The sequence below is a fragment of the Mycobacterium marinum genome (assembly GCF_003391395.1).
Taxonomy (GTDB): domain Bacteria; phylum Actinomycetota; class Actinomycetes; order Mycobacteriales; family Mycobacteriaceae; genus Mycobacterium; species Mycobacterium marinum.
The window spans coordinates 1,155,320-1,169,469 of sequence record NZ_CP024190.1 but is presented as its reverse complement, the minus strand read 5'-3'; the positions used below and the strand labels follow the sequence as shown (position 1 = coordinate 1,169,469).

Annotated in this window: 14 protein-coding genes; 4 read left to right on the top strand and 10 right to left on the bottom strand. The window is 63.9% G+C overall.

What is annotated here, in order from left to right; genetic code table 11:
• The 7 genes from CCUG20998_RS04835 to CCUG20998_RS04805 form a co-directional block, all read right to left on the bottom strand.
• Nucleotides 1-828, bottom strand: a complete 828-nt coding sequence (locus CCUG20998_RS04835) for a mycofactocin-coupled SDR family oxidoreductase (RefSeq protein WP_036457462.1) — start codon at nucleotides 826-828, stop codon at nucleotides 1-3.
• 133 nt (nucleotides 829-961) lie between these two features.
• The gene (locus tag CCUG20998_RS04830) at nucleotides 962-1,771 is read right to left on the bottom strand and encodes an SHOCT domain-containing protein (protein WP_020731930.1); all 810 of its coding nucleotides are present in this window, start codon (nucleotides 1,769-1,771) and stop codon (nucleotides 962-964) included.
• A 170-nt stretch (nucleotides 1,772-1,941) separates the two neighbouring features.
• Nucleotides 1,942-3,132 (bottom strand): elongation factor Tu, encoded by a 1,191-nt coding sequence (tuf, locus tag CCUG20998_RS04825; protein ID WP_011739036.1) that lies wholly within the window; start codon nucleotides 3,130-3,132, stop codon nucleotides 1,942-1,944.
• 186 nt (nucleotides 3,133-3,318) lie between these two features.
• On the bottom strand, nucleotides 3,319-5,424 hold the full coding sequence (gene fusA / locus CCUG20998_RS04820) for an elongation factor G (RefSeq protein WP_012392922.1): 2,106 nt from the start codon (nucleotides 5,422-5,424) through the stop codon (nucleotides 3,319-3,321).
• Between the two features lie 80 nt (nucleotides 5,425-5,504).
• Nucleotides 5,505-5,975, bottom strand: coding sequence for a 30S ribosomal protein S7 (gene rpsG, locus CCUG20998_RS04815; RefSeq protein WP_012392921.1), 471 nt, complete (start codon nucleotides 5,973-5,975; stop codon nucleotides 5,505-5,507).
• Nucleotides 5,975-6,349 carry a 30S ribosomal protein S12 gene (gene rpsL / locus CCUG20998_RS04810; protein ID WP_003879423.1) on the bottom strand — a complete coding sequence of 125 codons (375 nt, stop codon included), beginning with the start codon at nucleotides 6,347-6,349 and terminating at the stop codon, nucleotides 5,975-5,977. The genes rpsG and rpsL overlap by 1 nt, the downstream gene beginning before the upstream one ends.
• Nucleotides 6,350-6,724: 375 nt before the next feature.
• Nucleotides 6,725-7,372 (bottom strand): TetR/AcrR family transcriptional regulator, encoded by a 648-nt coding sequence (locus tag CCUG20998_RS04805; protein WP_011739032.1) that lies wholly within the window; start codon nucleotides 7,370-7,372, stop codon nucleotides 6,725-6,727.
• A gap of 262 nt (nucleotides 7,373-7,634) precedes the next feature.
• Here CCUG20998_RS04805 and CCUG20998_RS04800 point away from each other — a divergent pair, with 262 nt between their 5' ends.
• Both CCUG20998_RS04800 and CCUG20998_RS04795 read left to right on the top strand, forming a co-directional pair.
• Nucleotides 7,635-8,012 (top strand): DUF3060 domain-containing protein, encoded by a 378-nt coding sequence (locus CCUG20998_RS04800; RefSeq protein ID WP_020731929.1) that lies wholly within the window; start codon nucleotides 7,635-7,637, stop codon nucleotides 8,010-8,012.
• A gap of 49 nt (nucleotides 8,013-8,061) precedes the next feature.
• The gene (locus tag CCUG20998_RS04795) at nucleotides 8,062-8,538 is read left to right on the top strand and encodes a DUF3060 domain-containing protein (protein ID WP_012392919.1); all 477 of its coding nucleotides are present in this window, start codon (nucleotides 8,062-8,064) and stop codon (nucleotides 8,536-8,538) included.
• A gap of 49 nt (nucleotides 8,539-8,587) precedes the next feature.
• Here the strand turns inward: CCUG20998_RS04795 and CCUG20998_RS04790 are convergent, their stop codons facing one another.
• Complete coding sequence (locus tag CCUG20998_RS04790; protein ID WP_020731928.1) at nucleotides 8,588-9,088, bottom strand: GbsR/MarR family transcriptional regulator; 501 nt, start codon at nucleotides 9,086-9,088, stop codon at nucleotides 8,588-8,590.
• A gap of 183 nt (nucleotides 9,089-9,271) precedes the next feature.
• On the opposite strand from CCUG20998_RS04790, the gene CCUG20998_RS04785 reads away from it, so the two are divergent.
• Together CCUG20998_RS04785 and CCUG20998_RS04780 are read left to right on the top strand one after the other, a co-directional pair.
• Nucleotides 9,272-9,700, top strand: coding sequence for an MmpS family transport accessory protein (locus CCUG20998_RS04785; RefSeq protein WP_011739028.1), 429 nt, complete (start codon nucleotides 9,272-9,274; stop codon nucleotides 9,698-9,700).
• Nucleotides 9,697-12,591, top strand: coding sequence for an MMPL/RND family transporter (locus CCUG20998_RS04780; RefSeq protein WP_103653753.1), 2,895 nt, complete (start codon nucleotides 9,697-9,699; stop codon nucleotides 12,589-12,591). Before CCUG20998_RS04785 ends, CCUG20998_RS04780 begins: the two co-directional genes overlap by 4 nt.
• A gap of 55 nt (nucleotides 12,592-12,646) precedes the next feature.
• Here CCUG20998_RS04780 and CCUG20998_RS04775 read toward each other — a convergent pair whose 3' ends face one another.
• Nucleotides 12,647-13,420: a crotonase/enoyl-CoA hydratase family protein gene (locus tag CCUG20998_RS04775; protein ID WP_020731927.1), complete on the bottom strand. Its 774-nt coding sequence runs from the start codon at nucleotides 13,418-13,420 to the stop codon at nucleotides 12,647-12,649.
• Nucleotides 13,417-14,148: a PaaX family transcriptional regulator C-terminal domain-containing protein gene (locus CCUG20998_RS04770; RefSeq protein WP_020731926.1), complete on the bottom strand. Its 732-nt coding sequence runs from the start codon at nucleotides 14,146-14,148 to the stop codon at nucleotides 13,417-13,419. Before CCUG20998_RS04770 ends, CCUG20998_RS04775 begins: the two co-directional genes overlap by 4 nt.
• Nucleotides 14,149-14,150 lie beyond the last annotated feature (2 nt).

The window sequence follows — 14,150 nt, the reverse complement described above, 5'->3', positions numbered from 1 at the left end:
TCAGTACTTCAAGGCGCCCTTGTCAACGGGGATCTGTGCCCCGCTCAGCGTGCCAGAGCCGTCGCCGGCCAGCCAGACCACGACATCGGAGACCTCCTCGGAGGTCATTAAACCTTTGTACTGCAATGGCATTGGCGGGAAGCTATGCAAAAAGCGGGGATGCTCGCCGAATACCTGCATCATCACGTCCGGCTCGATCATCGGCGTCTCGACCGAGTACGGATGAATGGAGTTGACCCGGATGTCGTACTCGCCGAGTTCGATGGCCAGGGTGTTCGTCAGCGCCACGAGCCCGTGCTTGCTCGCCGCATAGTGACCGTTGCCCGGTGTGGCCTTCAAACCTGCCGACGAGCTGACCACGATGATCGACCCGCCATTGCCAGCCTCGATCATCGCGGGCACCGCCGCGCGCAGCGTTCGCCAGGTGCCGCTGAGGTTGACGCCGATCACGGTGTCCCACTGCTCATCGGTGAGTTCCCAGAGCCGGCCCCAGCCCAACACCCCGGCATTGGCTACCACCACGTCAAGCCGACCGAATTCCTCGACCCCATCGGCGACCAGTTGCTGCAACGCCGCACTGTCGCGGACATCTGCCTGGCGCGCCAGTACCTTGCGACCTTCGCTCTCCACCGCGCGGATCGTCTCGCTGAGGTCTGCCGCGGTGGCCGGTGCGTAGGTGATGCTCTCGGATACCGGTCCGCAGATGTCCATGGCGATGATGTCGGCACCCTCGCGCGCCAACCGCACCGCATGCGATCGCCCCTGCGCACGCGCTGCCCCGGTGACAAAGGCCACCCGTCCATCCAGTGATCCAGTCTGTGCAGCCACGTACACCCCTCTCGCCGAGTGTCAGGCTAGCAGCGAAACTGAAACGTGTTCTAACGCGCCCGCCGGCGTTGGCATGTCGTGGCGCCCGGCACGCCACCGGCCCGACCCGCCTGGCGGGGCGCCAGGATTCGGCTCAGATCTCGGAGATGATCTGGGCACGCCTGCTGGCGTACTCCTGCGCGTTCAGCGCCCCACTGGCATGCAGCGATTCCAGCTCTTGGAGGCGCTCGGCGATGGAGGCTTGTGGGGCCGCACTCGGCTGGGCCGCACCCGCGGGCATCTGCTGCTGGGCCGCACGGCGTACCACCGCTTGGATCTGTTGGCGCAGGACCGGATTCGATCGGATGTCCACCATCCGGTTCAGCGGAATCCCGTTGGCCTTGAGGATCTGCAGAATCTCCATCAACGGACCGGCCTGTCCGCTGAGGTCGTATGTCCTGTTGTCTTCTGCGACGGTGAACTGTGCCGGGACCAGGCCGTTGACCAGCGCACTGCGCTCCCAGTCGATCAGGTATTCCCGGGTGGCGGGGTTGACCAGCACGACGAGTTTGCGCGCGGTGAGGTTGCCGAGGCGGGTCACGCTGGCAATGACCCGGTCTTCGCTGTCGAACGCCGCGATCCCAGGACCCGAGATATGCAGGTGGACCTTCACCAGGGGGCGGTCGTTGATCCGGGTGCCGGTCTCGGTCAGGCCGGTGATCTGGGCCAGCGCCAACACTCCGCTCTGCTCGAGCTCAGCGGACTTGGCAGCCGATTTCGCGCCGAAATTGGTCAGCGCCAGCGCAATCAACACATCGGCCACGGTGATGAGCAGGCCCACATACAACATCCACGACAACAGGCTGCCCACGCCGAGGGCAAAGTAGACGATCAGGAAAATCGGCCCGACCAGACCGCCGCAAAGCAGCACCAGCAACTGCATCTTCAGGTAGCGCGCCAGCATCTTGTTCTCCTCGGGTCGCCGGGAAATTGATGCCAGATTAGCGCCCTTTGAACTGGGCGAAGACCGGTTCTGGTGCAGGCAATTCGGCGGCGGGCAGACAAACACCAGGCCCGGATAGCCGATCTCGGCTATCCGGGCCTGGTGTTGACTGGTGCTGGATCCGGTTGGATCTACTTGATGATCTTGACGACCCGGCCGGCGCCGACGGTGCGGCCACCTTCACGGATCGCGAAGCGCAGACCGTCGTCCATGGCGACGGGCTGGATCAGCTTCACCGAGATGTTGGTGTTGTCACCGGGCATCACCATTTCGGTGCCCTCCGGCAGCGTCACCACACCGGTCACGTCGGTGGTGCGGAAGTAGAACTGCGGACGGTAGTTGTTGAAGAACGGCGTGTGCCGACCGCCCTCGTCCTTGGACAGGATGTAGACCTGGCCCTCGAACTCGGTGTGCGGGGTGGTGGTGCCGGGCTTGACGACCACCTGACCGCGCTCGACGTCCTCACGCTTGATACCACGCAGCAGCAGACCGACGTTGTCACCGGCCTGGCCCTGGTCCAGCAGCTTGCGGAACATCTCCACACCGGTGACCGTGGTCTTGGTGCTGGTCGGACGGATGCCGACGATCTCGACTTCCTCGTTCACGTTGATGATGCCGCGCTCCACACGACCGGTAACCACGGTGCCGCGGCCGGTGATGGTGAAGACGTCCTCGACGGGCATCAGGAACGGGCGGTCGGTCTCGCGGACCGGGTCCGGGATCGACTCGTCCACCGCGTCCATCAGCTGCTCGACGGACTCGACCCACTTCGGGTCGCCCTCGAGCGCCTTGAGCGCCGATACCCGCACCACCGGTGCGTCCTCGTCGAACTCCTGCGCGGCCAGCAACTCGCGGACCTCCATCTCGACCAGCTCGAGCAGCTCTTCATCGTCGACCGCGTCAGACTTGTTGAGCGCGACCAGGATGTAGGGCACACCCACCTGGCGAGCGAGCAGCACGTGCTCGCGGGTCTGCGGCATCGGACCGTCGGTGGCCGCAACCACCAGAATCGCGCCGTCCATCTGAGCCGCACCGGTGATCATGTTCTTGATGTAGTCGGCGTGACCCGGAGCATCGACGTGGGCGTAGTGCCGCTTCTCTGTCTGGTACTCCACGTGGGAGATGTTGATGGTGATACCACGCTGACGCTCTTCGGGCGCGTTGTCGATCTGATCGAACGCGCGCGACTCGTTCAGCTCCGGGTACTTGTCGTGCAACACCTTGGTGATAGCCGCGGTCAGCGTGGTCTTGCCGTGGTCAACGTGACCGATGGTCCCGATGTTGACGTGGGGCTTGGTCCGCTGGAACTTCGCCTTCGCCACTTCTGTGTCCTCCTGGACTGTTGGTGCTTAAAAAAGCAGTGTGTTGTTGATGTTTTCACTTATGCCGCGGAGTAACCGAGTCAGGTTACTCCCTGCCACCCTGGTGCCTTGCTCGGGTTCCCAACTCATACCGTCAGGCTCCCGACTTGCCGGCCTTTACCTACTGCTGGGCTCCGTGCTCGTGGCTCACTCGCCCGTCGCCTTCGCGATGATCTCCTTCGAAACGTTCGCCGGAACTTCGGCGTACGAGTCGAACACCATGGAGTAGTTCGCCCGGCCTTGAGTCTTGGACCGCAGGTCGCCGACATAGCCGAACATCTCCGACAGCGGCACGTGCGCCTTGACGACGCGAGCACCACTCCGCTCCTCCATGGCCTGAATCTGACCACGGCGGGAGTTCAGGTCGCCGATCACATCGCCCATGTAGTCCTCGGGCGTGGTGACCTCGACGGCCATGATCGGTTCCAGGATCACCGGGTGCGCCGCTGCCGCGGCCTTCTTGAGCACCTGTGAACCAGCGATCTTGAATGCCATTTCCGAGGAGTCGACCTCGTGGAAGGCACCGTCAAGCAGGGTGACCTTCAGGTTCACCAGCGGGTAACCGGCCAGGACGCCGTACTGCATCGCATCCTGCGCACCGGCGTCGACCGACGGAATGTACTCCCGCGGGATACGACCACCGGTGACCTTGCTCTCGAATTCGTAAGTTGCACCGTCTTCGCCGGTGAACGGCTCGATGCTGATCAGCACCTTGGCGAACTGACCGGAGCCACCCGTCTGCTTCTTGTGGGTGAACTCGACCTTTTCCACCAGCCGCTTGATGGTCTCCTTGTAGGCGACCTGCGGCTTGCCGACGTTGGCCTCGACCTTGAATTCCCGGCGCATGCGGTCCACCAGGATATCCAGGTGCAACTCGCCCATACCGCCGATGACGGTTTGGCCGGTCTCTTGATCCAGGTGCACCTTGAAGGTGGGGTCCTCCTCGGCGAGCTTCTGGATCGACAGGCTCAGCTTCTCCTGGTCGCTCTTGGTCTTGGGCTCGATGGCGACCTCGATAACGGGATCGGGGAAGGTCATCGACTCGAGCACGATCTGGTTGTTCGGATCGCTCAGCGTGTCACCGGTGGTGGTGTCTTTGAGGCCGATCACCGCGTAGATGTGACCCGCCGACGCGGTCTCCACCGGGTTCTCCTTGTTGGAGTGCATCTGGAAGAGCTTGCCCAGACGTTCCTTCTTGCCCTTGGTGGAGTTGATGACCTGGCTGCCAGAGTCAACCTTGCCCGAGTACACCCGGACGTAGGTGAGCTTGCCGAAGAAGGGGTGCGTGGCGACCTTGAATGCCAGCGCCGAGAATGGCTCGTCGGTCGAGGGCTTGCGCACGACCTCCTCGTCCTCTTTGCCCGGCACGTGGCCGATCGCGGCCGGCACGTCCAGCGGGGAGGGCAGGTAGTCGATGACGGCGTCCAGCATAGGCTGCACACCCTTGTTCTTGAACGCGCTGCCACACAACACCGGATAGGCCTCCGAGGTGATGGTCAGCTTGCGGATCGCGCCCTTGATCTCGGCTTCGGTGAGCTCTTCGCCACCGAGGTACTTCTCCAGCAGCGCTTCGTCGGTTTCGGCGACGGCCTCCAGCAGCTTGGTGCGGTACTCGTCGGCCTTCTCCTGCAAGTCCGCGGGGATGTCCACGACGTCGTACTTCTCGCCGAGCTTGGCGTCGGCGCTCCACACCTTGGCCTTCATCTCGACCAGGTCCACGACGCCTTCGAAGTCGCCCTCGGAACCGACCGGCAGCTGGATCGGGATGACGTTGGCGCCCAGCCGCTCCTCCATGGTGCGCACGGAGAAGTAGAAGTCGGCGCCGATCTTGTCCATCTTGTTGACGAAGCAGATGCGCGGGACGTCGTACTTGTCGGCCTGGCGCCACACCTGCTCTGACTGCGGCTCGACACCTTCCTTGCCGTCGAACACGGCCACGGCACCATCGAGCACACGCAGGCTGCGCTCCACCTCAACGGTGAAGTCGACGTGGCCCGGGGTGTCGATGATGTTGATCTGGTTGTCGTTCCAGAAACAGGTGGTGGCCGCGGAGGTGATGGTGATCCCGCGTTCCTGCTCCTGTTCCATCCAGTCCATGGTGGCGGCGCCGTCGTGCACCTCACCGATCTTGTAGCTGATACCGGTGTAGTAGAGGATGCGCTCGGTCGTCGTGGTCTTGCCAGCGTCGATGTGCGCCATGATGCCGATGTTGCGGACCTTGGTCAGGTCGGTCAGCACGTCCTTCTGTGCCACAGAAGTCTTCCCACTCTTTCGGTTGCTTAGTTAGCTATCAGTTGCCGCCGGGTTTGCTCCGACAGCTCGCCCCAGGACTCTTACCAGCGGTAGTGCGCAAAGGCGCGGTTCGCCTCGGCCATCTTGTGCGTGTCCTCACGCCGCTTGACGGAGGCACCCAGGCCATTGCTGGCATCCAGGATCTCGTTCGCCAGGCGCTCGATCATGGTCTTCTCCCGGCGTTGCCGCGAGTAGCCGACCAGCCAGCGCAGCGCCAGCGTGGTCGACCGGTCCGGCCGCACCTCGACGGGCACCTGGTAGGTCGCACCACCGACGCGGCGGCTACGAACTTCCAGCGCGGGCTTGACGTTGTCGAGAGCCCGCTTGAGGGTGATGACCGGATCGGTGCCGGTCTTGTCGCGCGCCTGCTCGAGCGCACCATAAACAATGCGCTCAGCGAGCGATTTCTTCCCCTGCAACAGGACTTTGTTCACCAGTTGCGTGACCAGCTGGGACCCGTAGACGGGGTCGTTGACCAGCGGACGCTTGGGCGCGGGCCCTTTGCGCGGCATTAGCTCTTCTCCTTCTTGGCGCCGTAGCGACTGCGAGCCTGCTTGCGGTTCTTGACTCCCTGGGTGTCCAGCGAACCGCGGATGATCTTGTAACGCACACCGGGAAGGTCCTTCACCCGGCCACCACGAACGAGCACCATCGAGTGCTCCTGCAGGTTGTGGCCCTCGCCCGGGATGTAGGCCGTGACCTCAACCTGACTCGTCAGCTTCACACGGGCAACCTTCCGAAGCGCCGAGTTCGGCTTCTTCGGGGTGGTGGTGTACACGCGAGTGCATACGCCACGGCGCTGCGGGCTGCCCTTCAGAGCCGCGGTCTTGACCTTGCCGATCTTGTCCCGACGACCCTTGCGGACCAGCTGCTGAATGGTTGGCATCTACCGGCTTTCTTTCTCGCTGTTCACGTTTGCTGCGGGCCCCGTAACACTGCCCGCGCTATTTTGAAGTTCCTGTACTGCAGTTATGCCCCGCAGCTGCACCCCGCGGCCGGGTGTGTCGCATACGATGGCCCCGAACTCAATCCGCTTGGCCGCCAAAAACATGGACATGCGAATTGGCCCGGCATCCACGCCCTCACGTCAGGCGCTGTAGGCCGCCAGGCACGAGCAACCACAATACCCGCCTGCGGTTAGGCAGGTCAAAGCGGCGGCTGAACTGACCATAGAACAGCCAATCAAGCGCCCTCGACCCGGCCCCACCCCACCCGCGAGACAGTCGAGCCGCGGGCCGGCACCCAAGATCATCGGGCGACGTCAGAGCGACTCCGCGCCGGTATGCGAGATGCGCTTTTCCATCCCCGCCGCCAGGCGCAGCACCATGTCGGAGAAGACCGCGTCGGTGTCGATCTCTTCCATCAAACCGGTCATTTCGAGCAGCACGAACCCGTGCAGTGCCGACCAGAACTCCAGCGCAGCGTGGAAAGCCTGTTCGCCTTCGAGGCCATATGAGGACAACACGGCGATCACCGGCGCGGCGGCGGCCCTGGTCGCGGCGGCGTACTCAGGGTCTTCGCCGCCCGGAGGCATCCGGGTGAATGCCGAGTACCGACCGGGGTGGTGGTGGGCATAGCTGCGATATGCACCGGCCATGACCAGCACCGCGTCATCGCGCGAACGCCCCTCGCCGACCCTGTTCAGCATCATGATGATGTCGTCGATCACCCGGACCCGCACCGCACCACGCAGGTCCTCGAGGCTGACCACGTGGTTGTACAGCGATGGCCCCTTGGTCCCCAGCTGAGTCGCGAGCGCATTGATGGTCAGCGAATCCCAGCCCTCTCGATCCAGGAAGGTCAGGGCACCGTCGACAATGGCATCGCGGCTCAGCTTGGCGGGGCGCGACGTAGATTTCGCGGCCCGCGGGCGCCCAGCCGCAGACGGCCCTTCCGCCGAAGCTGCCATGACTATCGCCCTTCAATTGCACTGGAGCTGGTCGCCGCCGCTGCGCGGCGAACTGCAGTTGAACTAATGACTCTAGTTGACCGGACCCACAACGACCGGCCCGATGAGGCGGTGTCGGAGGTCGCCCGGGCAAAGCCGAGGCCGCACCGATTGAAGCCGGTGCAAAATCCGTTGAAGGGCTGTCGCCGTGCCGGCCGGTACACCTAGGCTGAGTACACGGCTCAATCAAGTGCGAAGACGCGCCCGACGAAGGGGGCCCGCAGTGAAATGGACAACCGCCGCCGGATCGCTGGCGACCAGCGCGCTCGCCGTGGCTGTCCTGTCAACTGCCCCGCCGCCGGTCGCGAATGCCAAAAACGGTGACACCCATGTCACGGGGGAAGGCATCGTGCGCACGCTGGACTGCAACGACTCCACGTTGTTCGTCAACGGCACGGGGAACATCATCACCGCGAAGGGAACCTGTTGGGCGGTCACGGTTATGGGTTCGTCCAACACGATCGTGGCCGACACCGTGGTCAACGACATCACCGCCTACGGCTGGGACGAAACGGTGTTCTTCCACAACGGCGATCCGTTCATCTGGGATCGTGGCCGTGAGCTGGGCATGGTAAACCGGCTTCAGCGAGTAGGCCCCTGAGGCCACACCAAGTAATCGTCCCCTCCCCCGCCTAGGAATTGAGGAGCCCATGCGCGCCCACCTACCGATGCCCCGACTGGCTGCGATCGCGCTGACGGCGATCGCCGTCCCAACAGTTCTCGGGCTGGCCGGCTGCAGTGAGACCGCCAGTCCCCCCGGGCCCTCCAGCACCTCCGGGTCAGCCACGCCGACGAGCGGCCCAACCGCGGCGCCGACCACCTCCGGCGGCCCGACTACGACCGCGTCGATCGAAATCGGCAACATGCTCAACTACGGATCGATCGGGACCACGGCCACCCTCGACTGCGCCGACGGCAAGTCGTTGAATGTCGCCGGCTCGGAGAACAACCTGACCGTGACCGGCACCTGCGCGACGGTGACCATCGGCGGGACCAACAACAAGATCACCTTCGACAAGATCGATCAGCGACTCACCGTCTTGGGCATCGACAACACGATCACCTACAAGGCGGGCGAACCCAAAGTCGACAACATCGGGTCGGGCAACAACATCGAGAAGGGCTGACGCGGGCCCACCGCGCGACGAGCGGCCCGAGCAGGGCCGAAGTTGGCGCTCAGGCCTCCCCCTCTTCGCCGCACTGGCCGTAACGCCCCAGTGCACCGGCGAGGACTTTCTCCATGTACGCCAACAGGTCCCGCATTTCATGCAGGCGTCGGCTTCGCTCCGGCGGGGCACCACCCAGTGCCTTGAGGCCGGTGTCCGCCAGGTTCTGCAGGTCGGCCATGGTTCGCAGACGCTCACGCTCGCCTGCCGCGAAGGCGTTGGGCCGCAACCGATAAAAGGTGCGCCGATCCCCGGCGACCGCGAGTCGCTCGATGAACCCGAATTGGATCAGCATCCGGGCAGTGGTGCTGATCCCCCCGCTACTGGCCGCCAACGCCGTCGCCAGTTCCTCTGAGGATTGGCGCTCGGGATCACACACCAATAGCCAGCCCAGCAATCGGCCCGCCAACCGAGTCAGACCGCTGGACTCGAAATATCCGCCCATCTGCTCGACGAATTCCATAATGTCAGCCTCGGTGCCGGCACGATCGACACCCTCGTTGACGCTCACAAGTTTCACTGTACTCTGAAACCTTAGTAGATTTCATCTAGACTGCCCGATAGGTCTACAACAACTTCATGCGCAGGAGGGGAAGCCACCGATGAGCGCTCCAGGCTTCACCACCGGGCAAGGCGATCGAAGCGGACCGCTTCGGGTCGGCAAGCCCATCTGCAAGATTCCTCGGGGAAGACGATGATTGGCATTCTCAAGCGTGCGTGGATACCGCTGCTCATTTTGGTTGTGGTCGCGATCGCCGGTTTCACGGTCCAGCGAATCCGGACCTTCTTTGGGGCCGATGGCATCTTGGTGACGCCGAAGGTCTTCGCCAACGACCCCGAACCGTACGACCCCAAGGTGGTGAAGTACGAGATCTCGGGCTCCGGTAGCTACGCCAACATCAACTACCTGGATCTGGACGCGAAGCCGCAGCGCATCGACGGCGCCTCGCTGCCGTGGTCGCTCACCTTACAGACCACGGCACCGTCGGCCGCCCCCAACATCCTGGCCCAAGGCAATGGCAGTTCGATCAGCTGCCGGATCATCGTCGATGACGTGGTGAAGGACGAGCGGACCGCAACCGGCGTGGACGCCCTGACCTACTGCTTTGTGAAGTCCGCATGACCGCGACCACGACCGACACGCCGACCGACGTGGTCCCACCGGCCGAACACCCGCCCCGACCGTTCATCCCGAGGATGATCCGCACCTTCGCGGTGCCGCTCATCCTTGGCTGGGTGTTGCTCATCGCCGTCCTCAATAGCGTTGTACCGCAACTGGAAGTAGTCGGGCAGATGCAGGCGGTGTCGATGAGCCCCGACGCCGCACCGTCGATGATCTCGATGAAACACATCGGCAAAGTGTTCCGCGAGGGCGACTCCGACAGCGCGGCGATGATCGTGTTGGAAGGCCAGGAGCCGCTCGGCGCCGCCGCCCACAAGTTCTACGACAAGATGATCACCAAGCTTCGCGCCGACACCAAGCACGTCCAGTCGGTGCAGGACTTCTGGGGCGATCCGCTGACCGCGACAGGTGCACAGAGCGGCGACGGCAAGGCCGCCTATGTGCAGGTGAAGCTGGCCGGCAACCAGGGCGAATCCCTGGCCAACGAGTCGGTGGAAGCGGTGAAGACAATCGTCGACAGCCTGCAGGCGCCACCCGGCGTCAAGGTGTATGTCACCGGTTCGGCCGCGCTGGTCGCCGATCAGCAGCTGGCCGGCGACCGCAGCCTGCAGTTGATCGAGATGGTCACGTTCACGGTGATCATCGTGATGCTGCTGCTGGTCTACCGGTCGATCATCACGGCGGCGATCATGCTGACCATGGTGGTCCTCGGGTTGCTCGCCACCCGTGGGGGCGTGGCATTCCTTGGTTACCACCGGATCATTGGGCTCTCGACCTTCGCGACCAACCTGCTCGTGGTGTTGGCGATCGCGGCCGCCACCGACTACGCCATCTTCCTGATAGGCCGATATCAGGAAGCGCGCGGGCTCGGTCAGGACCGAGAATCGGCCTACTACACCATGTTCGGCGGCACGGCCCATGTCGTGCTGGGCTCAGGTCTGACGATCGCCGGTGCCACCTTCTGCTTGAGCTTCACCCGACTTCCGTACTTCCAGACCCTCGGTGTCCCACTGGCGATCGGCATGGTCATCGTCGTCGCCACCGCGCTGACCCTGGGTCCGGCGCTGATCGCTGTAATGAGCAGCTTCGGCAAGCTGCTCGAGCCCAAGCGAATGGCCCGGGTCCGGGGCTGGCGCAAGATCGGGGCCGCCATCGTGCGCTGGCCCGGCCCCATCCTGATCGGCGCGGTGGCCCTGGCGCTGGTCGGACTGCTGACCCTGCCCGGATACAAGACCAACTACAACGACCGCAACTACCTACCCGCCGACCTACCCGCCAACGAAGGCTATTCGGCCGCGGAACGCCATTTCTCCCAGGCCCGGATGAACCCCGAAGTCCTGATGGTCGAAAGCGACCATGACATGCGTAATTCGTCTGACTTCCTGGTGATCAACAAGATCGCCAAGGCCATCTTCGGCGTCGAGGGGATATCCCGCGTGCAGGCCATCACGCGGCCGGACGGCAAGCCGATCGAGCACACCTCGATCCCGTTTTTGATCAGCATGCAGGGCACCAGTCAAAAGCTGACCGAGAAGTACAACCAAGACCTGACCACCAGCATGCTGCAGCAGGTCAACGACATTCAGACCAACATCGACCAGATGGAGCGGATGCACGATCTCACCCAGCAGATGGCCGATGTCACCCACCAGATGGTCATCCAGATGAAGGGGATGGTGGTCGACGTCGAGGAGTTGCGTAACCACATCGCGGACTTCGACGATTTCTTCCGCCCGATCCGCAGCTACTTCTACTGGGAGAAGCACTGCTTCGACATCCCGGTTTGCTGGTCGCTGCGGTCTGTGTTCGACACCCTCGATGGCGTCGACCTGATGACCGAAGACATCAACAATCTGCTGCCGCTGATGGAACGCCTGGACACGCTCATGCCCCAGATGACGGCGATGATGCCCGAGATGATCCAGACCATGAAAAGCATGAAGGCCCAGATGCTGAGCATGCACTCCACCCAGCAAGGGCTGCAGGATCAGATGGCCGCGATGCAGGAGGATTCGTCCGCGATGGGCGAGGCCTTCGACTCGTCGCGCAACGACGACTCCTTTTATCTGCCTCCCGAGGTTTTCAACAACCCCGACTTCAAACGGGGGCTGGAACAGTTCCTGTCCCCGGACGGGCACGCCGTGCGGTTCATCATCAGCCATGAGGGCGACCCGATGAGCCAGGCGGGCATCAACCACATCGACAAGATCAAGACCGCCGCCAAGGAAGCCATCAAGGGCACGCCGCTGGAGGGATCCACGATCTACCTCGGCGGTACGGCGGCGATGTTCAAGGACCTGTCCGACGGCAATACCTTCGACTTGATGATCGCCGGCATCTCCGCGCTCTGCCTGATCTTCATCATCATGCTGATCATCACCCGCAGCGTCGTTGCGGCCGCGGTGATCGTCGGCACGGTGGTCTTGTCGCTGGGCGCCTCGTTCGGGCTGTCGGTGCTGATCTGGCAACACATCCTCGGCATCGAACTACATTGGTTGGTGCTGGCGATGGCGGTCATTATCCTGCTGGCCGTCGGCGCGGACTACAACCTGCTGCTGGTTGCCCGGCTCAAGGAGGAGATCCACGCCGGAATCAACACCGGCATCATCCGTGCGATGGGCGGCAGCGGGTCGGTGGTGACCGCGGCCGGGCTGGTGTTCGCCTTCACCATGATGTCGTTTGCGGTCAGTGAACTGACCGTGATGGCTCAGGTCGGCACCACTATCGGCATGGGCCTGCTGTTCGACACGCTGATCGTCAGATCGTTTATGACACCGTCGATTGCGGCCCTGCTGGGCAAGTGGTTCTGGTGGCCCCAGGTTGTCCGCCAACGGCCAGCTCCGCAGCCGTGGCCCACGCCGGCACCGACACCGGCCACAACCTCCGTCTGAGTTCAACCAGCACGCAACCCGTTGCGGCGCACCCCCGGCGGCTCAACGGTTGCGCTCAGTCGTGGCTCTCCTGGGCGCCATGGCGACCGGCACCCGCGGCGAAGCGCCCGGCCCCCTCCAAGGCCTCGGCGGCCACTCGGGAAATGCTGGCGAATTCCAGATCGAGAGCCGCGGATTCGGGCAAGCCCCATTGCTGAAGCGCTGAGAGGCGATCCGATCGCAGGCATTGTTGCGGCAGCGCCGCCAGCTGAACCGCCAACTCCTCGGCCGCTTGCCGGGCTTGTCCGTTGGGTACGACCCGATTCGCCAACCCGATTGCCAGCGCCTCGTCGGCCTGCACCGCACGACCGGTAAGGATCATGTCCATCGCCCGGCTGTGGCCGATCAGTCGCGGCAGCCGCACCGTGCCGCCGTCGATGAGCGGCACGCCCCACCGCCGACAGAACACGCCGAATACCGCGTCCTGTTCGGCCACCCGCAGATCGCACCACAACGCCAGCTCCAGTCCCCCGGCCACCGCGTAGCCACTGACCGCGGCGATCACCGGCTTGGACAGCACCATTCGCGACGGGCCCATCGGGCCCGGACCCGTCCGGTGCACGGCGTTGGCCTCCGCGGTGCCGAAAGCCTTCAAATCCGCTCCCGCGCAGAAGGTTCCGCCATTTCCGCACAGGACGGCCACCGAAGCGGATTCATCCCGGTCGAATTCGGCGAATGCCGAGTAGAGCGCGGCAGCCGTCGGACCGTTGACCGCGTTGCGCGCGTGCGGCCGGTTGATGATCACGGTGGTTACCGGACCGTTGCGCTCGACCTGTACTAGATCACTCACTTCGCCTCCAGGAGTTGGGTTGTGCCGCGGCGTTTCGCCAGTTCAGTGGCGAAGTCGTGGTAGGCGCTACGAAGCTGAGCCCCCGGCCACTTCGCGGGCAGCAGTTCCTCGGGCAACATCGGATCCGAAAGCAGGTGGCGCACCATCGCCGCGGCCAGGGCGAACTGTCCCGGAATGTCTGCTGCCTCTGCCATTTCGGCCATCTCGCCGAGCAGTCGGTCACCTACCCCGGCCCATTCGGTCAGGTCCCACAGTTGCCCGGCCAACTCGGCCGGTGCGTCGTCACGCGCCGTGAGCACCCGCACCCGCTCGGCGACGTCGGCGGCCAGTTCCAGGTCGAGATTGTCGGGACGCAGCCATACCCCTTCGCGCAGTTCTGCGAAACGCTTGTCGTGCATGGTTGTTCGCAGCGCAGCACGGGTTCTCGCATCCGTGCCGACACTGGTCACAATCACCAGGTGCCAGTTCCCCTGCCAGGGCCGCACCCGCGGGCGCATGGCCTCGTCCTGCCGCGCTTGGCGCGCCAGCAACCGATCCGAGAGGCGATAGCCATCGGCCGAGCGGATCAGGTCGCCGCCGCTGACCATGCGGGTCAGGGCGACCCGCAGAGCCGTCTCCTTGATACCGAAATCGGCGGTGAGCCTGATCAATTCGCTGGCACTGGCCCAAGCGGGATGGGCACCGAGCAAAACGCTGAGCACCACTGATCGCGCTGTCATCGCCGCCACGG